This is a genomic window from Maribellus sp. YY47 (assembly GCF_023111095.1).
In the GTDB taxonomy this organism is placed as follows: Bacteria; Bacteroidota; Bacteroidia; order Bacteroidales; family Prolixibacteraceae; genus Draconibacterium.
The window spans coordinates 27644-48561 of the sequence record NZ_JALGYW010000008.1; the positions used below are offsets into that span (position 1 = coordinate 27644).

Here is a 20918-nt window from a genome sequence, read left to right on the forward strand (position 1 = left end):
ATTTCATTCCATCCATTTTATTAAATTTATGACATAAGTCATATTTGGTGGGTGGATTATGTGGTGGGATCAAGCTAAAATTATACATTTGAATCCAATTATGAAGTACTACAGCACGAATAAAAATACACCCGAAGTTTCGTTAAAAGAAGCAGTTGTGAAAGGTCTGGCGTCGGATAACGGACTTTTTATGCCCGAAAGAATTGAAGCTTTCGATCCTTCCTTTTTTGAGAACATTCAAAACCTGAGTTTTCAGGAAATTGCCTTCGAAGTGGCACAGAAGTTCTTTGGAGAGGATATTGAATCCGGCAAACTGCATGAGATCGTTTTCGATACATTGTCGTTTGATTGCCCGGTTGTAAAAGTTACCGATACTATTTATTCGCTCGAATTATTTCACGGGCCAACGTTGGCTTTTAAAGACGTGGGTGCGCGCTTTATGGCGCGTTTGCTCAATCATTTTCTCGAAAAAAAGGAAAAGTTGGTCAATGTTTTGGTTGCCACTTCAGGTGATACGGGGAGTGCCGTTGCCAATGGTTTTTTAGGCGTGGAGGGAATTCATGTGCACGTGCTTTACCCCAAGGGAAAAGTTAGCCGTATCCAGGAGGCTCAGTTTACTACGCTGGGACAAAATATTACAGCATTGGAAGTTGAAGGAACTTTCGATGATTGTCAGCATTTGGTAAAAACTGCTTTTCTGGATCAGGAACTGAACGATCAGGTAATCCTGACATCAGCCAATTCAATCAATGTCGCGCGTTTCCTGCCGCAGGCATTTTATTATTTTAATGCCTATGCGCGTTTAAAAGAAGCCGGAGTACTGGCAAATAAAGAATTGGTTGTGGCTGTTCCGAGCGGAAATTTTGGAAACCTTACCGCAGGATTGATCGCAGCGGAAATGGGGCTTCCCATTCAGCAGTTTGTAGCTGCCAATAATGAAAACGATGTGGTTTTTGAATATTTAAAGACCGGAAAATATAATCCGCGTCCGTCAGTTGAAACCATTGCCAACGCAATGGATGTGGGGGCGCCAAGCAATTTTGCCCGAATACTCGACTTGTACGAAGGCTCGCATGATAAAATTGCTGAGAAGATTAAAGGTTTTCGTTACTCCGATAAGGAGATTCGGGAAGTGCTTGAACGGGTGTATTCCAAAACCGGTTATTTGTGTGATCCGCACGGTGCATGCGGGTTTCAGGCTTTGAGGGAATTTCTGTCAGAGAATCAGATCGGGGTTTTTCTGGAAACAGCCCATCCTGCTAAGTTTACCGAAACGGTGGAGGCAGTGATTGGAGAAGGAAAAGTGCTTTTGCCCGGTAAATTGGCCGAATTCATGAAAGGCACACGCCGGGTTGATGAACTAAAGACTGATTATGAGCAGTTTAGGAAATATTTATTTAAAAAAGGTTTATGACACTGTATATGAACATTTTAGCGTGAGCTATGTTTTAAATTAGTGTTATTGCCCTATTGGTCGATACATTAATTAAATTAGAATACTATTTTTGTGGAGAGCAAGATGTAGTAGAACAACATTTCTTTTTGTAAATGCTAACGAAGTCAAACTATGAGGCAGCTTAAAATTACCAAGCAGGTCACGAATCGCGATACCTTGTCGCTGGATAAGTACCTGCATGAAATCGGGAAGGTAGAGTTGTTGTCAGCAGAAAAGGAAGTTGAACTTGCCAAGCGCATAAAAAAGGGTGACCGCGCGGCATTGGAGACTTTAATTAAAGCAAATCTGCGCTTTGTGGTTTCTGTTTCCAAACAATATCAAAACCAGGGTTTGAGTTTACCCGACCTGATCAACGAAGGGAATCTTGGTTTAATTAAGGCTGCTGAACGATTCGATGAAACCCGCGGATTTAAATTTATTTCCTATGCTGTATGGTGGATCAGGCAATCAATCCTGCAAGCTTTGGCAGAACAGGCTCGAATTGTTCGATTACCATTAAATAAAATCGGATCCATCAACAAAATAAACAAGGCTTTTAATAAACTGGAGCAGGAATTTCAAAGAGAACCCACCGTTGAAGAACTGGCAGAATTGATGGAAATGAAGCCTGATTTGGTGGAAGACTCGATGAATTTCTCAAATGTTCATGTATCAATGGACGCACCCTTGCGGGAAGAGGAAGCCAACAATATGTACGATGTAATGATGAACGAAGATTCTCCGGATCCGGATGAACAACTGATGGATCTTTCGTTACGTCAGGAAATTGAACGTTCGCTGGCAACTTTGGGCGAGCGCGAAGCAGAGATTCTGCGTTACTACTTTGGCTTAAAGGGCTATCAGCAACACACCCTCGAAGAAATTGGCGACGAATTTGGTCTTACCAGGGAACGGGTAAGGCAAATCAAAGAAAAAGCAATTAAGAAGTTAAAAAACCAATACCGGAACAGATTATTGAAATCTTATCTGGGAAAATAATCCACATTTGATGAAGCGAATTATCGCACCCTCCATTCTTTCCGCAGACTTTAACCATCTTGGAAGAGATATTGAAATGATTAACCAGAGCGATGCCGGTTATATCCACGTTGATGTAATGGACGGCGTTTTTGTTCCCAATATTTCTTTCGGATTTCCCATTGTTGAGCATGTAAAACGCATGGCCGAAAAGCCACTTGATGTTCACCTGATGATCGTTAATCCCGATCATTTTATAGAGTCGTTTGCGAGAGCAGGGGCATCGATTATTACGGTTCATTACGAAGCTTGTACACATTTACATCGTACCATTCAGCTTATCAAATCGTTTGGCGCAAAAGCCAGTGTGTGTTTGAATCCGCATACACCCGTTGCGGTTTTGGAAGATATCATTCAGGATCTGGATATGGTTCTGCTGATGTCGGTAAATCCTGGTTTTGGCGGACAAAAGTTTATCGAAAATACCTACAAAAAGGTAGCGCAGTTAAGAGCTTTGATTGACGCGGTAAATCCGGATTGTTTGATTGAAGTGGATGGCGGCGTTAATTTTGAAACCGGAGCAAAATTGTATGAAGCCGGAGCCAATGTATTGGTCGCCGGAAGTTTTGTTTTTGGTTCTGAAAATCCAAAGGAAGTGATTTCAGGATTGCAGCAGCTTTGATTTTTGCTCTACCTGAACACATTCATCAATATTCTTCTGAATAATATATTTAGGCAGATCACGTAACTGGCAATCGGCTGAGCATTCCGCACAATTGTGGACATGAATCTCGGCCGGATTGATCCGTGTAGCCCGATGTTGGATCTTTTTCTTTTTAACGCCCAGCTTTTTCGCCATTTTCAGAACGGCAAGTGTAACTGCCGAACCAATAATCATGTATGTGATAATTTCCTGTAGCATAGCTTTAAACAATCAGATTTCCGATGTTATACACTATAAACGCAGCAACCCATGCTAAGGTTGTAGTATACAGTACCGAAAAAGCGGCCCATTTCCACGAGCCTGACTCGTTTTTGATAGTCGCTACCACCCCGATACACGGAAAATAGATCAGAATGAAGATCAGAAAAGCCAGGGCAACGGGCCCTGTAAAAATCTTTTCTCCTTTCATTTTTCCGTTCATATAGACTTCATCCTGAAGTTTACTTTGAAGACTCACGGTGGTTTCGTCACCCGAAGTCTGGTATAAAACCCCCATGGTGCTTACTACTATTTCTTTGGCCGGAAGTCCTGCCAGCAACGAAATACTCATTTTCCAGTCAAAGCCCAGTGGGCGCATTACCGGCTCAATAACTTTTCCTACTCTTCCGAGGTAAGAATTAATCAGGCGGTCAGACTCCTGTTCCTGTTCAACCAGTCGAATTTGTTCTTCTTTTGATTGATCGCTCAGTTGAGCGTTTTGCTCAATCGTATGAATTTGCTGGGCGAAGAGTGGCGTATTTTTCGATTCGCGCGGGAAATATTCCAAGGCCCAGATAATGATTACGCCCAAAAGAATTATCGTACCGATCTTTCTCAGGTAGTGCTGGGTTTTGTCCCACATGTGGTAAACAACGTTTCTGAATGTAGGCATCCGATAGGTGGGGAGTTCCATTACAAACGGCGTTTCCTTGTTTTTGAATACCGTTTTGTTGAGTATCTGAGCCGTTAAAAAGGCGAATACAATCCCCACAGCATAAATGCCAATCAGGATTAAGGCCTGGTATTTCGAAAAGAAGGCGGAAATAATCAGAATATAAACGGGTAAACGGGCACTGCACGACATAAACGGGATGATGAGCATCGTCAGAATCCGGTCGCCCCGGTTGCGCATCGAACGGGTAGCCAGAATGGCAGGGACATTACATCCGAATCCCATGATCATCGGGATAAATGATCTTCCGTGCAAACCAAACCGGTGCATGATATTGTCCATAATAAAGGCTGCCCTTGCCATATACCCCGAGCCTTCGAGCAGCGAAATGAAAAAGAACAGGATCAGAATGTTGGGTAAAAATACCAGAACACTTCCGGCCCCGCTGATAATACCATCCACGAGGAGGTCTTTCAGCATCCCGTCGGGGATGATGTTGGTGGCCAAAGTTCCGATTTTTGAAATGCCCAGGTCAATCCAATCCATCGGATAGGCTCCCACGGTGAAAGTGGTCCAGAACATCAGGAACAACAGGGCCGTGAAAATAGGGAACCCCAAATAACGATGTGTTAGTAAACCGTCGATCTTCTCAGAGCGTGTTTTTTCGCCCTCAATCGGATTACTGTACGTTTCTTTCAGCGCTCCCGTAATAAAACCATACTTCGCATTGGTAATTACGGTTTCACTGTCTTCGTTTTCAAGTAGTTCAATCTTGGCTATTTCCTTGTCGGTAACTTCACGTATCTCCTTATGATTGGGATAATCCGACAGCAGTTCCAGTATTTGCTTGTCTTTTTCGAGCAGCTTAATGGCAATAAACCGCGATGAAATTTTATCGGTAATCGGTTTGGTTTCCTTTACTTTCAGCCTGATTTTCTGAATGGAGTTTTCCAACTCTTTTCCGTAATTGATGTGTACGTGGCGCGAAGTTTTGTCTTTGCCTTCAAAAACGTCGATCACCTTTTCAACAATCGCGTCAATTCCTTTTCCTTTCGAACTGATGGTAGGAATAATAGGAATTCCCACCAAACGGGCCAGTCGTTGCTGATCCAGCTCCAGTTTGTTTTTCTCCATTTCGTCAAACATGTTCAGCGCAATAATGGTGCGCAAATCCATGTCGATCAATTGAGTAGTGAGGAACAGGCTTCGCTCGAGGTTGGTGGAGTCCAGTACGTTAATAACGATATCGGGTGTTTGCTCGTAAATAAACTTTCGAACAAATATTTCTTCGGTTGAATAAGCGGTTAAGCTGTAGGTTCCGGGAAGGTCATAAAAATTAAATGTATATCCCTTTGCCTTAAACGTTGCTTTGTGAATACCAACCGTAACACCGCTGTAGTTTCCTACTTTTTCTTTCGAGCCTGAAATAAAATTAAAAAGCGTTGTTTTTCCGCAGTTGGGATTACCAACCAGCGCAATATTGATCGTTCTTGTTCGCTCCGACTGATTAATCAGCTCGATGTTGCGATCAATGGTCCCTTCAAAATTATCTTGAGCTTCCAGATTAAATTCATGAAGGGGAACGACTTCTATCAGATCGGCCTCCGATTTTCGAAGCGATACGTTATAATTCAGTATTTTAAATTCGATTGGGCCATTGAACGGAGAATCTTTAATCACCCTGACTTCTTTCCCCCGGATAAATCCCATTTCAGAGATGCGTTTCCTGAAAGATCCATGGCCTAATATTTTGGTGATTATTACCGGTTCATTATGTTTTACCTCACTCAGCTTCACTTTCCCTGCTTCCTTCTTTTTCTGAATTTAAATTAAATAAAAATAAGCGAACAAAGATATTGAATTTGTTATCATTTAAAATAAAATAACAATGTTCTTCACATAGTAAGCGCAAGTAATTACTTTTGTTTAAGGAGAGACAGAATATGGAGGAAGATAAATTCTATCAGAACATTCAGAAAGCACTCGAAGATCTGCCCGAAAACTTCAGTATACTGGAGGAGCGAATCGATATTGAGGTTCAGATGAAATATTTTGAATACACAAAATCGAATCGGGAGAAAGTGGATGCCAAAGGATGTTTTGAACACCGCGACGAGCTTTTTGATAAAGATGTAGAGGAAGGCCGTAAAAAGGAAATCCTTACTTCGATTGCAGTTTTCGACGATGTAAAGGCTTACCGGACACTCGAAAAATTTGTGGCAGAGTCGGAGGGGGAACTAAAGCAATGGGCGATACTGGCTTTGCAGGAGAGCAGAATGTTGCTGCAAAGCTCGTTACTCGACGAACAGCAGGTTTTTATTTCAACCGGATTGGGGGGAAAGGGTAAAAAGCTGAGGTATTTTGTGGTTTTTCTGAACCGGAATGCCGAAGAGTTGCTTTCTGCTACACAACAAAAACTTTTAAAAGACGAACTCGCTTTTGAATTGAACAAGCACGAAGGCATTTTTGAGTCGATGGATTTTATGGAAGGCTTTTCATCGGCTCTGGTGATGCTTCCTCTAACGGCAGAAATCCGGTCGGTTTTCCAGAATATAATCGAAGAATGCAATCAATACGGAGGATTTTTACAGGAAGATTTGATTATTACGAACGTAAAAGTGCTGTCGCGGGGCGAGATTATTCAAATTTTACATCAAAAAAAGGACAAAGAAAGAGATGAATTGGAAGAAAAATAAAATAAATGTGGCGATTCAGGTTTTACCTGAGGCCGATGGAAAAATTAAATATTCGCTGGTGGATGAAGCCATCAAAGCCATTGCAGAGTCGGGGATGAGATACCAGGTTTGCCCCTTCGAAACGGTGGTAGAGTGTGATTATGAGCAGCTTCCTGTTTTGCTGGAAACCGTTCATCAGGCCTGTGCCAGCGCCGGAACCGAGAGAATGCTGACCAACCTGAAGGTTCAGGTAAACTTCTCGAACGACGTCACGATTGAAGATAAAATGGAAAAATACATTTAATTTTTCCTGAGTGTTCGGATTTTTACAAATTAGTTATATATTTGCACCGCTTTTAAGGCAAAACGCCAACGGCCCCGTAGCTTAATGGATAGAGCATCTGACTACGGATCAGAAGGTTGGGGGTTCGAGTCTCTCCGGGGTCACCTTATAAAAAAAGAGCTGAAGTTTACTTCAGCTCTTTTTTCGTTTTAACCCATTCCAATGCTTCTGATGAGCTAATCAAGATGATAGATTTCCATAACGTTGGCCATAATTTTGGAGAGATCAATCTTTAAATCAATCAATTTTCCGGTGTGGATATCAAACACCCAGCCATGTATGGTAATTCCTCTTTCGCGGTAAGCCCGTTGCACTTCAGCCGTTTTGATTACGTTGATGCACTGTTCCTGGACATTGAGCTCAACCAGCCGTTTATAGCGCGAATCTTCGTCTTCGATAAGGTTTAATTCATCTTTGTGCGTACGGTATACATCACGGATGTTTCTGAGCCACGGGTTAAGGATTCCCAAATCCTGCGACTGCATGGCTGCCTTTACCCCGCCACAGTAGTAATGACCGCAAACTACAATGTGCTGCACCTTCAGATGGACAACGGCATAATCGATCACCGACATCGAACTTAAATCGGTATTCGGAACCATATTGGCAATGTTCCGGTGTACAAAAGCTTCTCCTGCCGAAATTCCCATCAGTTCTTCCGCCGTTACCCGGCTGTCGGAACAACCGATGTAGAGGATATCCGGATTCTGACCTTTCGAAAGGTTCTTGAAGTAATCCGGGTCCTGATTCAATTTATCTTTTACCCAGGTATGGTTGTTTTCGAAAATCTTTTTGATGTCCATTGTTATGTCTGTTTATTCGAACTTAAAATTCAGTGTCGGTTATCGGGGCCGCCATGCAATATACAAAACATTAGCAGTTTCCGATTTGCATGTTCAGGCAGTTCTCGCCCGATAATTGTTTTCATAACAACTCACATCGCATTTGGTTGCTGCGGTTAGCATTTTACTTAAAGATTGAATTTCGAATAACGCATATTCAACTGCTCATCGCTCATGACTGGCAACTAGTTCTCGTCCAGTTTGGGCATCGACTCATACCAGGTTGTTACTTTTTGAGCCATCTCTTCCACCTTTTCGGGGCTCTCGGTAGCAAGGTTATTGTTTTCTCCCGGATCGGTAACAATGTTGTACAATTCGGGTCTGCTGCCGTCGTAGTCGCATAGTAGTTTCCATTCTCCTTCGCGAACAGCAAGGTCTGGTAAATTTTTAAAGCCGTTAGCGTTTTTTCTGTCTGGAGGACGGCTGTAAAAAATGGGTGCCTGTCGTGAAGATGCCGATTTAGCAAGAAGGACTTCGAGCAGGTTTTCGCCGTCGCAAAGCGAATTTTCAGGTGCATCTACTCCCGCGAATTTGAGCATTGAAGGGCGAATATCAATAGCCGATAAAACGGACGCTGAGTTTCGTGATCCTTTGGCTTCCCTGTTTATAAATTTGGGCCCCCAAACAATCAGCGACGAACGGATGCCTCCTTCGTACAATTGTCCCTTGAAGCCTTTCAGGTTTCCTGATTTTCCGGCGCCTTTTTCGGGGCCGTTATCAGAGCACAGTAAAATCAGCGTATTATCGCGTAAGTCATCGTTGCTTTGAATGTATTCAAACAATTTTCCAAACTGTTTATCCATGGCTTCTACAACAGCCAGGTACAAGGCTCTTTTCCCGGCTTCCTTTGCCAATCCGTATTGCTCGAAAGGCGGCCAGAAGGGGCTGTGCACATCATCGGGCCAAATATTTACATAAAAGGGCTGTTGAGCGTTTTGGGCCTCGCCGATAAACTGAATGGCAGCATCAATAAAGCCAGTGGTTATTTCGGAGCGTTGCATCCAGGTAAAAGGTTGTCCCAGCTTTTCTGCTCCTTCCCAAATCCGTCCCACTTTACCGGTTTCGTCTTTTGTTAATGGAAGCAGTTTGGGGCCCATTCCTTCAAAATTGGTGAGCGACTGATCGAAGCCATAGTCGGTAATCGGCGGAGCATCGTTTACATCGCGTTGACCTCCCATATGCCATTTCCCGAAATGCCCTGTTGCGTATCCGTTATCGTGTAGGTTTTTTGCCAGCGTGGGGGCCGAAGAATCAAGCCAGTTGGCCATACCGCGTTCCCGGTTTCTTTCTCTGAACTCCAGGTAAGAGGTAATGTTCCAGCGCTGCGGATAGGTTCCGGTTGAAAGGGCTACCCGCGACGGCGAGCAGATCGGCGAGTTCACATAGAATTGGTCGAAGCAAATGCCCTCCGAAGCCAGTTCGTCGATATTCGGGGTTTGAGCATCGGTATTGCCAAAACACGACAAATCTGACCATCCCATATCGTCGATAAGTATCATGATAATGTTGGGCTTTTTATTGACTTTATTCGAGGTACATCCAAGCGTGAAAAACAGGGTACAGGCGATAATCAGGTTTAGTGTTTTTTTCATTTCAGGCAAGCTTTAAGGTTTATTGGCCGCTTTCGACCAACGAATATAAGGATTGTAAGTAATTGCTTAAAAGATTTAAGGCGTTTTTCGTTAGACTGGCTTATTTGAGAGGGAACAAATTGTTTCTTCTCCGAACATTTGTTTTACAGCACCCGAAGAGACGGGGGCGGAACATCAATTTCGGGAGTTGTTCCCCGATTGCAGAATAGTGTGCGTGGCGAAGGTAAGATCGGATAGTTAGCTTTCTGTTGTGCACAGGTAAGATGCCTGTTTGTATTTGCACACTCTTTATTTGAAAAGTGAACCTGTTAATTTGCTAAATAACATTGCCTATTCGATAAAACCGGATGCTCGTTTGATAAAACCGGAAGATCATTTCATAAAACAGGATGCTCGTTTGATAAAACCGGAAGCCTGTTTGAATAAATGGGAAGCTTACTTTATAAAACCGGATGGCTATTTGAAAAAACAGTTCAGACTTCAGAGTTTAGAGTTCAGGGTGCAGTCGCAGTTGGCAGGGATTGAGGAACTGAGGGACTGAAGGATTGATTGTTCAAAGTTTAGAATTCAGAGTTCAGAGAAAAAGGATTGATGAGATTGATACAGATTGACCCCTGCTGACTAATGCCCAATGACTTGCAGCTATTCAAGCATTTTAGCATTAACGCATTTAAGCATTTTTGCTGAAGGGCTGAAGGATTGAGGGATTGAATTAGATTGAAGAAGATTGATGAGATTGAATTTCCAATTTCCAATTTCCAGTGCCCAATGACCAATGACCAATGACTCGCCACTCGAAGCTAGCAGCTCGTAACTTGAGGCTTGTAGCTTGCCGCTTTTGGCTATTCAAGCATTTAAGCATTGTTCAGAGTTTAGAGAGGAAGTAAACAAAGGAGCTTCTGTTTCTGGTTTTTGGCTTATCAGCCTGATTTTACTATTTGTCATGACACAAATAGTAAACACAAAAGTCTAGGCTGCGTCCGCTTCGCACGAAAAAGCTACGTATTGCCGGCTAAGAGTTCAGAACTCCCCCGAGTACTCGGGGTCAAACAGCTGAACTCTTTTAACGCCGTCTTCACTTGTTTTTCGGCTCACCGCCCGAGGCCAATGTATGCGATCTGTCGTGTTTCATTGCTCATTTTCGCATTCAGGCATTAACGCATCTATGCATTGTTTTGAGGGATTGAAGAAGATTGATGAGATTGAATTTCCAATTTCCAATGACCAATTTCCAATGACCAATGCCCAATGACCAATGACCAATGACTCGCCACTCGGAGCTAGCAGCTCGTAACTTGAGGTTTGTAGCTTGCCGCTTGTGGCTATTCAAGCATTAACGCATTTAAGCATTTTTGCTGAAGGACTGAAGGATTGAGGGATTGAGGGATTGAATTAGATTGAAGAAGATTGATAAGTTGAATTTCCAATTTCCAATGACCAGTGCCCAGTGACCAATGACTATTTTTAACGTTCTTTTAACTTCCGGTTATCATTGGCTGAAGTTCCTTTTATACGTAGTGCCTGGATGATGTGACTCCCATTTCTGAGATAGAATTCGCGATTTCAGAACGGAATATTCTGTATTTTAGCACATAGATCTTATTTTTTGACGGTGATTTTTATGATAATCGTTATTTTCGGCGGGTCAAAAAAAAACACTGCATGAATTATTCTCTAATCGATTTTTTAACGTTAATCGGTGCGCTTGGCTTATTCCTGTACGGAATGAAATTAATGAGCGAAGCCTTGCAAAAAGTAGCCGGCAGCAAACTTCGAAATTTTCTGGCAGCGATGACCTCCAACCGGTTTATGGGGGTAATCACCGGTCTTTCCATTACGGCCATCATTCAATCGTCGAGTGCCACCACGGTAATGATCGTGAGTTTTGTTAACGCAGGCCTGTTAACGCTTACCGAATCAGTCGGGGTAATTATGGGCGCCAACGTTGGTACTACAGTTACGGCGTGGATCATTTCGATTCTTGGGTTTAAGGTAAAAATGAGTGTGCTGGCGTTTCCGATCATTGGTATCGGTTTCCCACTGATCTTCTCAAAAAAGACACGCAATCAGTCGTGGGGGGAAGTACTGGTGGGGTTTGCACTGTTGTTTATCGGTTTGGAGAGTTTAAAAACCAGTGTACCAAATATCGGCGAGAATCCCGAGATCCTCGAATTTCTGAAACACTTTACGGGGATGGGTATCGGTTCCAGTTTGATTTTTCTGGTGATTGGTACAATATTGACCGTTGTGATTCAGTCGTCGAGCGCTACCATGGCTTTGACCCTGGTGATGTGTAACAATGGTTGGATTAACTTCGACAGCGCAGCAGCCATGGTTTTGGGTGAAAACATCGGAACCACCATTACCGCCAATATTGCTGCGGTAGTTGCCAATTCATCGGCGAAAAGAGCGGCACGAATCCATCTTCTTTTCAATGTGGTGGGAGTAATTTTGGTACTTACCATATTTCCCTACTTCTTGCGGGGTGTAGATAGTATCACCCAATATTTTACCGGAAGTTCAGCATTTACCAATACGGGAGCGGTACCCATCGCGTTGTCGTTTTTTCATACGAGTTTTAATATCCTGAATGTTTTGTTGCAAATCTGGTTTGTAAAATACCTGGTAAGCCTTGTACAGAAGATTGTTCCTGAACGTGAAGACGAACAGGAATTCAAGTTAAAGTACATCAAATTCGGGATGCTTAGTACCCGCGAACTTTCGTTGCTTCAGGCTAAAAAAGAAATTGTGGTTTACGCGCAGCATACCAAAAAAATGTTTGGACGGCTTACCCAAATGCTCAATGAAGAAAACGAACGTAAGATTTTAAAACAGTTCGGGAAAGTTGAGGTTGGCGAAGATAAAAGCGATGAAATGGAAGTGTCGATTGCCAAATATCTGACCAAAGTGGCTGAAGGAGAATTAAGTAAACAGTCGTCAAGAAACATTAGTTCGATGTTGCGCATTGTTGACGAGATTGAAAGCATTGGTGATTCCTGTTTGAATATTGCACGTGCCTTGTTGCGTATCAGCGATAAAAAAGAAAAGCTGACTCCGGAGATGAAAAAGAAACTCACGGAGATGTTTGCTTTGGTTGAAAAATCGATGGATATCATGATCGAGAACCTGAATAAGAACAATTACGAAGTAGACAAAACAGCTACGGAAGCCATTGAAAAGCAAATCAACAGGTTTAGGGATAAACTCAGGAAAGAGCATGTAACAGATATCGAAAGCGATACCTATTCGTACCAGCTGGGAACCTTGTATAAAGACATTTTTTCGGGACTGGAACGAATGGGCGATCATATTTACGACGTTACCATGTCGATCGTTGATTATGCCGAATCCTAACATTTAGGATCAAACCAGAAGTAAACCCGGTAACTTTTCTTTAAAGAAATTACCGGGTTTATTTTTATGAAAAGGTCTTTTCTTCAAAATAATACCAGCCACTTGGCAATGGTAGTTGAGGTGTAGCAGATCTTCCGCAGTCTGATTATGACGATCAGGCGGTTCAAGTACGATAAGCTGATGAGCTAACCATGAAATTACGGCATAAAAAGGGACGTGTAGCCAAAGTATTGGTCTGAAATTATCGGAATGGGAAAGGAAAATGGATTTCCGAACCTGAAAAGCGGGGTGAAAGGAGGAATATTGTATATCTCCGATCAGAAATAAAAATTCCATCCCTGTTTTCAAAAGAAAGCAAAGATGGAATTTTAAATAGCCTGACTTTAGCCAGGTGGTTTATCGAAATATTTATTCCACCTCGTTGGTCATGGAATAAGGATAACTTTCCGGTTCAGCGCCCCTTTTCTTGTTGGGCTTTTCCGACATTGTGAACGTTATCTCACCACCGTTTTGGATGGTGGCATGTTTCAGGTAATTTTTAGTGTAGCTTTCGCCGTTAAGCGTTGCGTTGTCCACATAAACATTCTCTTTCGAGTTGTTGGCTGCGTTAATCACAAAGGTATTTCCGTTTTCGAGTGTCAACGTTATCTTATCAAACTGTGGCGAACCCAGCACATATTCATCTGTTCCGGGGCAAACCGGATAGAAGCCCATCGAACTGAATACATACCAGGCTGATGTTTGTCCGTTGTCTTCGTCGCCGCAATAACCATCGGCCTGGTACGAATACAATTTGTCCAATACTTCGCGCACGTGGTGTTGTGTTTTCCAGGGTTGATTTGAATAGTTGTACAGGTAAATCATGTGCTGGATCGGCTGGTTACCGTGTGCATAGTTGCCCATTCCGGCAATCTGCATTTCACGGATTTCGTGGATGGTACCGCCGTAATACGAATCGTCGAAGATTGGCGGAACCACAAAAACAGAATCGAGCATGGCCACAAAACCGTCGTTGCCGCCCATCAGTTGTTTTAATCCTTCCACATCCTGAAAAACGCTCCAGGTGTAGTGCCAGCTGTTTCCTTCGGTAAAAGCATCACCCCATTTGTACGGGCTAAAGGGAGACTGGAAAGTTCCGTCTTCGTTTTTACCCCGCATCAGTTTGGTTTCCGGATCAAACACGTTGCGGTAATTGCGGGCACGTTTTTCAAAAAGATCGATTTCTTCCTGCGGACGTTTCAGCTCTTTTGCCAGTTTCCAGATACAGTAGTCGGCATACGCATATTCGAGCGTGCGGGCCGTGTTTTCGTTGATGCCAACATTGTAGGGAATATAGCCCAGTTTGTTGTAATAATCGGCGCCATAACGGCCAACAGAGGTAATGTTCTCCATCCAGCTTTCGGTGTTTTTCAGAATGGCTTCGTACAAGGTTTCAATGTCGTAACCCCGAATTCCTTTTAAATAAGAATCGGCAATTAACGATGTTGAATTGGAGCCGATCATACAACCCCGGTGACCGGGACTTGCCCATTCGGGCAGCCAGCCGCTTTCCTTATAGGTGTTTGCCAGCCCTTCCATGATTTGTGCATTGAGTTGCGGATACATCAACGTAAAGAAGGGAAATACAGCGCGGAAAGTATCCCAGAAACCATTATCGGTGTACATGTAACCCGGTAGAACTTCTCCGTTGTAGGGGCTGTAATGAACAATGTTGTTGTCTTTGTCGTACTCGTAAAAACTACGCGGGAAGAGCAGCACACGGTACAAAGTAGAGTAGAATGTTTTTTGCTGTGCTTCTGTTCCGCCTTCCACTTTAATTTTTGACAGTTCTTTTTCCCAAATGGCCGCGCCTTCGTTTTTGATCTGTTCCAAAGTTTTGTCGCCAATTTCGCGGCTCAGGTTGAGTTCTGCCTGTTCAGGAGAAATAAACGAAGAAGCTATTTTTACATTAACCTGTTCGCCTTTTTTGGTTTTGAAACCTACAACTCCGCCCACATGGAAGCTTTTAACCTCGTTGCTGTCTTGCAGTTCATCGTCTTTCCATGTTTTTACTTCTTCAAAATCTTTATCAAACACGGCCACAAAGTAGTTCTTGAAATTAGAGGGCACTCCGCCGTGGTTGTTCTGGCAGTAACCGATGATTTTTCTTTCTTCGGGGATGATCTTTACCATCGATCCGCCGTCGAACGCGTCCAGAACAACATAGGAATTATTGTTTTCAGGAAAGGTAAAGCGGAAAGCAACCGCACGGTCGGTGGGCGAAAACTCGGTAGTTACATCGTGATCGGCAAGGTACACTTTGTAATAGTGGGGGAGGGCCATTTCGGCTTTGTGCGAAAACCAGGAAGCCCGATCGTTTTCGTTCCATTTCAGATCGCCGGTAACCGGCATCAATGAAAATGCTGCATAATCGTTAATCCAGGGACTGGGCTGATGGGTTTGTTTGAATCCGCGGATTTTGTACGCATCGTATGCGTAAGTCCATCCGTTGCCGTTTTTCGCGGTTTGCGGTGTCCAGAAGTTCATTCCCCACGGGCGCGCAATGGCAGGGTAGGTGTTTCCGTTTGAAAGAATAAACTCGGAATCGGTACCCATCAGCGGATTTACCAGCTCTACCAAACTGGTGTTGCTATTGATGTGATGTTGATTGGTGGTTGTTGATTGGGTGCAGCCCAGAAAAAAGGCCAGCACGACAAGGAAGATCGATAATTTCATTTTAGATGAATGTCAGTTTTAGTATAAAGGCAAATGTAAAGTTTATGGCTCTATTTCCGTAATTCAAACTCTGCTAAGTTTTTATTTAACGGTTTTTTTATACGGTTTCTTATAATCTCATATTAGTTGAACCGGTTGATTGACTGAAAAATAGGCGTTCTGACCATTTGATGTGAAGGGACAGGTGTAGTTGGCTTATGGATCCCGGAGGATCATTCGGTTGGTTTATCTTATTTCAAGGAAATTTCCCTCCCGAAACCGGGAAGGAAAAGACCTTAAAATAATATATGAATTTAGTTGGTTTGAGGTCCTCTTTTTATATGAGGTAATTATCGGTACTTGCCTATTCTTTCTCGAAACGAATATTGGCAAAATAGTAAACCAGTTCCTTTGAAGGATCTGGTGATGGTTCACCACCTATATTCAATATAATAACACGGTTGTGTCTGCCCAGTGCTGTTGACAGATCTAATGTAATATCGGTCCACTTGTGTAAATCCTCATCCGGAATATAGAAACGAGGTATATCCCAGTATTCCTGACCAAAATCACTATTGCTGCCAAATGACCACATCCGGTTCATTATCCTTGGCCATAACCTTTTCCAAGGTTCATCTGCTCCTGATAATTCACTTAAAGTCGGTGTGTAAATTTTAAATTTCAAATATTTATACTCAGCAATATTAAATTTATATTCTCGTGGCAGGGCAATTACAAAAGAAGCGCTCCTTTTAATAGGAATAAGTTTGTAAACATTCTCAAGTCCTTCTCCTGCGGGGGCATCAGTTGCAGGAAAAGTATAGTCAAGCGTGAAATTGCGATCCTGAACGATTCCATCCAAGTGGAATTGATTGTCAAGCAACACAGACTGTGGAGTTTCTATTAGTTCAACCACTCCACTAGCAACATATGGTGCAAGTACATCATCCAGTCCCATTGAATTTGGATAGTAGTATACTTTCTCCAAAATGCCGGCTTCCAAAAAGTCTTTCAGTGTTTGTTGGCCTCCAGTATCACTAACCTTCCTAATGCAAGGTGTATAATTACCTCCCCCAACTACATCCTGAACTCCATTTCTGTCGTAAGCTAATTCTGTAATTGTGAATAAATTGCCACCTGTTAAGTCCAGTGTTTTCAAATTAGGGAAGTAGAAAATATCCTGAAGCGAGTTAGCATGAACCGGATATACTAGTTCATTTACATCAGACACTCCATCTGCAGTAAATACAGTTACACCGTTTTTTTGCAATATATCTCTTTCCGCCGGTGAAAATTCAGTGGAACTGGTGGGCATATTGATATTTAAAACACTGGAAAAGGTTACAGTATCCAGAATAGGAGTGCGGTTTACAATTGGAATAATTTTGTATTCCATATTTATTTGAACCGGTTTTCCTGCTTCAAGGTTTCCAACAAAGAACCTTGAGTCAGCGCCTCTTTCTCCACTTTGTGTGTCACCTTCTTTATCCAGGTAGCTGAATTTCAATCCGTAATAGTTCATCAATACCGAAGAAATACCATTTGGCCAGTCAACTACAGCAGCAGATGGCGATGCCAATACCCTTGGGGGACTTACAGCAAAACCATCCAGATCGGTACTGGTAAACGGAATCAGTGCAATTTCCTGTGGTACCGATTCATTACCAAACTCATCCATTGTTGTAATATGGAAGCGGTAAAGTTTTGATTGAGTCAGTCCTGGAATGTTTATCCACGATACCAGTGAATCAATAATAATCTCCTGATCGTCGTATGTAATTTTTGTTTTTTTCGCTTTACCAAGAATAATTTGACTACTTGGAATACGACCGGCTTTCATGAGGTCGATTTCTACCCTTTCATATCCAATGTGTCCTATTACGGTGTCATATTTGGCAGGATAAACAACCTCTCCTTCATACTTTTCCTGTTTGTCATACATGTCTTCGCATGACCACATTAAAGCTGTTAAAACTATTAATGATAATATTATATTTCTCATATGTTCAAATGTTTTTAATCGCAGTTAATTGAACTTAATTGCCAGCTTTTCTGCCGTATAGTGTGATCTCTGACAGACAGTTGGCATTATCAAGAGTGTAATTACCCCCAAATCCTTTCATCGCTCTGTAACGGAACCAGCGTGTTGGTTTTGTGTACTGAGGATCATCCGGGAACATGTAGGCCATGTCGCCCTCTTTTCCTTTTTTTACAATTTCGAGTTCACTTAGCCCAACAGGTTGTGCTATTTTATTTTGCGAAACATATTCCCATTCCTGGGTAGCTTCATCAAATATGTACATTTCATAAATGCCTACATTTTCACCACGGAAGTACTGTCCCTGACACAAGTCACCACAAAAGTCCATATGACGTTGATGTGTCACAATACGGCTTAGTTCATAATAATCACCCAAATCGATAATGACATTCCACGGCATGTTGCCGTCTTTGCTTAAACCGGTACGTCCTCTACCTCCGGTATGCATAAAGTTCAGGTTCGAACCTTCATCAATAATTCCGTCGATAACGCTAACTAAACGACCTTCTACATTATCTCCAAAAGCCTGAGGAACACCTCCAACTGAGTCGTTGGCCAAAGGCAGGAACCAATCTGTCTTATCAATTGCTCCGTCCTCAAGCAGGGTAATTTGTCCCATGTCAACCGGATCAGATGTGTTGCCATAAATATCAGAAACGCGTATTTGAACGTCAACTGGTTGATCCTGACCCAAAGCTAGATCTTCAATAAAACGACGGTCTGTTTCAAGATTAGATGAAAAAACAGAAGTGAACTGTTTAACGTCTCCGTTTTGAGTATAGCTAAAATCAACGTAGATATTGATACTTTGTTCCAGTTCGTTCTCCCAGTCGATAAAGAAAGCTCCAAAAGCCGGTTTAAGATCCAGCGACTTAATAACACGCGCTATAGCTGATTCAAGTGGTTTTACACTCACCATTACTGGCGTTGATTTGTTTCCGGCCCGGTCTACACCGTATAATTCTACTTCATAATTAATGGTGTCTCCAAATCCGTATATGTCCAGCGAATCAACAAAATAAGATGCAGAGAAAGAGAATGACTGCCCTTGTTTGTTGGTATACCTGGCTTCAACGCTTAATAAATCTTCGTCATCAGGAACAGTATAGTGAAATCTGGCTCCTCCGTAAAGTGGCGTGTAGGTAATATTTGTGGGCTGCTTTGGAGGCGTTTTATCATTGCTTGTTGCCAAGTGCACCGTTTCCTCTTCACAGGAAAACATTAACAGTATAAATGCGGCAACTACTAATAAGTTAATCGTAATTTTCATAATTAAGCATTTTTTATTTTCGAAAAACCAGATAGCTATACATACCAATTACGAGATCTGAAAATCTGTTCAATTTGAATAGGTATACTTTGCTTCTCATTATTCGGTTTTTCAATCATTTATTAAAATTACCATCCAGGATTTTGAATGAGGTTTGAGTTCGTGTTCATTTCATTCAAATCAATCGGCCATAAACAGTCTGTGATTGTAAATCTTCTGGATTGTTTAACTTCAAGATTGAAGAAAGTTGTACCTGTAGTTCCCGTATAAGTCCACCCCCAAACAGGAGAAGAAAACTCCATAGTAGCTCTTTTGGTACGAACCATATCCCAGAATCTGCTTCCTTCAAAAGCTAACTCGATTCCCCGTTCACGAAGAATGATATCACGCATACCTTCTTTTGTTTTGTGTTTATTTACCGATTTAACAATACTTGCATCGGCCCAAACGGTTTCTACATTCGGAACTCCTGCTCTTTCGCGAACCAGGTTGATGGCATCATACACTTCTTGTGTTGGTGCATCTAAGTATTCATTCAATGCTTCTGCCTTCATCAGGTATAAATCTGCCAGTCGCATGATCGGATAGGGATATTTTACTGTTCTTGCCCAGTGACCCGATTTCGATTCCATATGAACAAATTTCTTAATACCGATTCCTGTTTCGAAAAAGTCAGTAGTATGTTGTGATGAATTAAAACCACCATCGCTACCTGCATACATTTTGGTGTTGATACGAACACCATGAGAACGCCAGTATCCGCCAGTGATAGCCAGGTTGGCATAAAAACGAGGTTCACGATTCAGGTATAAACGAATGGTTTCAGCTCCGGGCTGCATAATCCCTTTCAATTCAGTGTACTCAGGAGCATCTGCTGCCGGTGTTGTTGTGATTTCCCATTTTTTATCCAAATCAAAAGTAAGATCCTCTTCAATTGGTACACCATTCTTAGTATAGTATCTTTCAGCCATGCGATAAGTGGCGGCTAACCATTGCCACGAATATTCCGGGGTATTGGTAATGCCTCCTCCGTAACCTTCAGGTAGTCTCATATTGGTTGAGTGGCCAATTTCACCTTGATTATATATATCCAGGTTTGAATATCCCCAGATTAATTCACTATTCCAAGGGTCGTTTATGGCCATCCTCAGATCGTAAATTCGCTGTACATTTTCTTCATTATCAACCATATCTTCACGGTCGAAAACATAGGCCTGAGTTTTGTAATGGTACAGTTCAATACCATTCGATTCGCAAACTTCTATTGCTTCATCAATGGCATCAATAGCATCTTTCCATTTTTCTTTGTCATATGTTGTCGGGAAGAATGGCTGTCCGTCTTTGTCCATAAAGTCTCCAAAATATTCCATGTTTCCGTTAAAGAAAGGGCTGGCCCTGAATAACATTACTCTTGCTTTAATCGACTTTGCTACCACCTGGTCAACCTGACCGAGTAAAGTAGCTGTTACCTTTTCTTTTAATTGAGGGATGGCTTCATCCATTAACGTTATGATGTAATCGAAACAATCTTCCACTTTTGAACGCTCCTGGAACAATTCTTCTTTACCGGCATCTGGAGAGATAAGGTCATCAGCGATGATGATCGGACCGTATTTCTGTACCAATAGGAAGCTGTAATAGGCTTTTAAAAATTTAACCTGTGCTTTCCATTCAGCTTTTTCATCTTCTGTCATATCAGGAACCTTGTCGATATTAGCAAGAAAAACATTGGCTTGCCTGATACCAGCATAAAGCCTTTTTCCTCCGTTAGTTCCGGACCAGTTCCCAAGTACAGGATTATTTGCTGACTGCAAGCCCCTCATTATACGAATTCCCCTTAAGTTTCCGGTATTGTCATTCAGGTCTAAACGTCCGATGTACTCGTCTCCGGCAAGCCACATGCTCTCATGTGTTTTTTCTATTCTGGGCATGTAGTTATACACCTTAGCCAAGGCATCCCATGCTTCTTCCTTCTTTTTGAATAAGTCCTCCAGCGTAATGGTATTATCCGGTACAACATCCAGGTATCCTGTGCACGAAGGTACTATCGAAAGAATGTATATGATTGCGAATATTTTTGTCAATATTTTCATGTCAAA

15 protein-coding genes and 1 tRNA gene are annotated in these 20918 nt (G+C 42.3%); 8 read left to right on the forward strand and 8 right to left on the reverse strand.

What is annotated here, in order from left to right:
* The first annotated feature begins 88 nt into the window (after positions 1-88).
* From thrC to rpe, 3 genes are all read left to right on the forward strand, one after another.
* A complete protein-coding gene (gene thrC, locus MR764_RS08010) occupies positions 89-1414 on the forward strand; it encodes a threonine synthase (protein ID WP_247978888.1) in 1326 nt (441 codons plus the stop codon).
* A 153-nt stretch (positions 1415-1567) separates the two neighbouring features.
* Positions 1568-2434 (forward strand): RNA polymerase sigma factor RpoD/SigA, encoded by an 867-nt coding sequence (locus MR764_RS08015; protein ID WP_247978889.1) that lies wholly within the window; start codon positions 1568-1570, stop codon positions 2432-2434.
* Between the two features lie 10 nt (positions 2435-2444).
* Positions 2445-3095 (forward strand): ribulose-phosphate 3-epimerase, encoded by a 651-nt coding sequence (gene rpe / locus MR764_RS08020; RefSeq protein ID WP_247978890.1) that lies wholly within the window; start codon positions 2445-2447, stop codon positions 3093-3095.
* Here the strand turns inward: rpe and MR764_RS08025 are convergent.
* Both MR764_RS08025 and feoB read right to left on the reverse strand, forming a co-directional pair.
* Entirely contained in the window at positions 3075-3335 is a 261-nt protein-coding gene (locus MR764_RS08025; RefSeq protein ID WP_247978891.1) for a hypothetical protein, read from the reverse strand. The two genes, rpe and MR764_RS08025, sit on opposite strands and share 21 nt — an antisense overlap.
* Positions 3336-3339: 4 nt before the next feature.
* Positions 3340-5805, reverse strand: a complete 2466-nt coding sequence (gene feoB, locus MR764_RS08030) for a ferrous iron transport protein B (protein WP_247978892.1) — start codon at positions 5803-5805, stop codon at positions 3340-3342.
* Between the two features lie 146 nt (positions 5806-5951).
* On the opposite strand from feoB, the gene MR764_RS08035 reads away from it, so the two are divergent.
* The 3 genes from MR764_RS08035 to MR764_RS08045 all read left to right on the forward strand — a co-directional run bounded on the left by MR764_RS08035 (position 5952) and on the right by MR764_RS08045 (position 7130).
* Positions 5952-6704 (forward strand): hypothetical protein, encoded by a 753-nt coding sequence (locus MR764_RS08035; RefSeq protein WP_247978893.1) that lies wholly within the window; start codon positions 5952-5954, stop codon positions 6702-6704.
* Entirely contained in the window at positions 6685-6987 is a 303-nt protein-coding gene (locus MR764_RS08040) for a thiamine-binding protein (RefSeq protein WP_247978894.1), read from the forward strand. The genes MR764_RS08035 and MR764_RS08040 overlap by 20 nt, the downstream gene beginning before the upstream one ends.
* A gap of 70 nt (positions 6988-7057) precedes the next feature.
* Positions 7058-7130: transfer RNA gene (locus tag MR764_RS08045), tRNA-Arg, on the forward strand.
* A 72-nt stretch (positions 7131-7202) separates the two neighbouring features.
* Here the strand turns inward: MR764_RS08045 and MR764_RS08050 are convergent.
* Together MR764_RS08050 and MR764_RS08055 are read right to left on the reverse strand one after the other, a co-directional pair.
* The gene (locus tag MR764_RS08050; protein ID WP_247978895.1) at positions 7203-7829 is read right to left on the reverse strand and encodes a carbonic anhydrase; all 627 of its coding nucleotides are present in this window, start codon (positions 7827-7829) and stop codon (positions 7203-7205) included.
* Positions 7830-8053: 224 nt separating this feature from the next.
* Complete coding sequence (locus MR764_RS08055) at positions 8054-9460, reverse strand: sulfatase-like hydrolase/transferase (RefSeq protein ID WP_247978896.1); 1407 nt, start codon at positions 9458-9460, stop codon at positions 8054-8056.
* A gap of 313 nt (positions 9461-9773) precedes the next feature.
* Here MR764_RS08055 and MR764_RS08060 point away from each other — a divergent pair, with 313 nt between their 5' ends.
* Positions 9774-10001 carry a hypothetical protein gene (locus MR764_RS08060; protein WP_247978897.1) on the forward strand — a complete coding sequence of 76 codons (228 nt, stop codon included), beginning with the start codon at positions 9774-9776 and terminating at the stop codon, positions 9999-10001.
* 1121 nt (positions 10002-11122) lie between these two features.
* Positions 11123-12814 (forward strand): Na/Pi cotransporter family protein, encoded by a 1692-nt coding sequence (locus MR764_RS08065; RefSeq protein ID WP_247978898.1) that lies wholly within the window; start codon positions 11123-11125, stop codon positions 12812-12814.
* Between the two features lie 408 nt (positions 12815-13222).
* Here the strand turns inward: MR764_RS08065 and MR764_RS08070 are convergent, their stop codons facing one another.
* The 4 genes from MR764_RS08070 to MR764_RS08085 form a co-directional block, all read right to left on the reverse strand.
* Positions 13223-15529 (reverse strand): GH92 family glycosyl hydrolase, encoded by a 2307-nt coding sequence (locus MR764_RS08070; protein WP_247978899.1) that lies wholly within the window; start codon positions 15527-15529, stop codon positions 13223-13225.
* 343 nt (positions 15530-15872) lie between these two features.
* Positions 15873-17510, reverse strand: coding sequence for a DUF4998 domain-containing protein (locus tag MR764_RS08075; RefSeq protein ID WP_247978900.1), 1638 nt, complete (start codon positions 17508-17510; stop codon positions 15873-15875).
* A 34-nt stretch (positions 17511-17544) separates the two neighbouring features.
* Positions 17545-18819 carry a DUF4959 domain-containing protein gene (locus MR764_RS08080; protein WP_247978901.1) on the reverse strand — a complete coding sequence of 425 codons (1275 nt, stop codon included), beginning with the start codon at positions 18817-18819 and terminating at the stop codon, positions 17545-17547.
* 128 nt (positions 18820-18947) lie between these two features.
* Entirely contained in the window at positions 18948-20912 is a 1965-nt protein-coding gene (locus MR764_RS08085; protein WP_247978902.1) for a RagB/SusD family nutrient uptake outer membrane protein, read from the reverse strand.
* Positions 20913-20918: the final 6 nt, after the last annotated feature.